The sequence below is a fragment of the Cellulomonas septica genome (assembly GCF_012396155.1).
GTDB classification, from domain to species: Bacteria; Actinomycetota; Actinomycetes; order Actinomycetales; family Cellulomonadaceae; genus Cellulomonas; species Cellulomonas septica.
Window position 1 is genome coordinate 1 of the sequence record NZ_JAAXOY010000890.1, and the last position, 1,099, is coordinate 1,099.

Here is a 1,099-nt window from a genome sequence, read left to right on the forward strand (position 1 = left end):
CCGCCCGCCGCGGCGCGCCCGCCACCCGTCCGTTCGACCCGCAGCCGGAGGCCTGACGTGCGCCGCTCCACCACCACCGCGGCCGCTGCCGCCCTGCTGATCCCGCTCCTCGTCGGCACCGCCGGCTCCCCCGCGCTCGCCGCGGGCTCCGGCTCGGGCTCCGGCTCCGGCGACGTGACCGTCACCAACACCGAGACCGTCCAGGCGCGCCTGTCCGCGACCGGCGCGCTCCAGGAGGCGCGCGTCTACGACCAGCTCGCCTTCACCGGCCACGGCAGCGCGACGGTCGAGAACCCGGTGTCGACCAAGGGCCTGCGCAACCTCGACGGCTTCGGCGGCTACCGCGTCGTCGACGGGCGTCTCGTCGCGACGGTCGACGTCGACGGCGAGCGCCGCGCCCGCACCGTCAGCACCTACGACCGCGACCTGCCCCTCACGGTCGAGGTCGAGTACACGCTCGACGGCGAACCCGTGCAGCCCGGCGCCGTCGTCGGCCGCTCCGGCACGCTCGGCGTCCACTACACCGTCACCAACACCACCGGGAAGACGCAGGACGTCACCTACGACGACGGCACCGGCACCGAGGCCACCGCCTCCGCCGAGACCGTCGTGCCGATGATCGGCCAGCTCGTCACCGTCCTGCCGTCCAGCTTCACCGACGTGCGGTCCGACGAGGCGGGCCTGGCCGGCGACGGCCGCGGCGGCACGCGCCTGCAGTTCCAGATGACGCTCTTCCCGCCCATCGGGTCCGCGACCGTCGAGTTCGGCTACACCGCGCAGGTCCGCGGCGCCGTCGTCCCGCCCGCGACCCTCACGTCGATGCCCGTCTCCCCGCTCGACTACCCGTCGTTCAAGGGCGGCGCGGAGAGCTACCGCTCCGGCGCGCAGAAGGGCGTCGACCTCACCGCGGGCGCGACGACGATCGACGACTCCGTCCTCCAGCTCCACGACGGCGCCGCCCAGCTCCTCGCGGGCCTCCTCCAGCTCCGCGACGGCGCCGCGGAGCTCTCCGCGGGCCTCAACGACTCGGCCGCCCCGGGAGCCGCGGAGCTCGCCGGCGGCCTCAACGGCCAGGCCGCGCCCGGCGCGGCGAAGCTGG

The 1,099-nt window shown here is 75.8% G+C and carries 1 pseudogene; it reads left to right on the forward strand.

From position 1 onward, the window contains the following. Nucleotides 1–57: 57 nt before the first annotated feature. A pseudogene (locus HGA02_RS20050) lies at nt 58–1,099 on the forward strand (hypothetical protein); the annotation flags it as partial.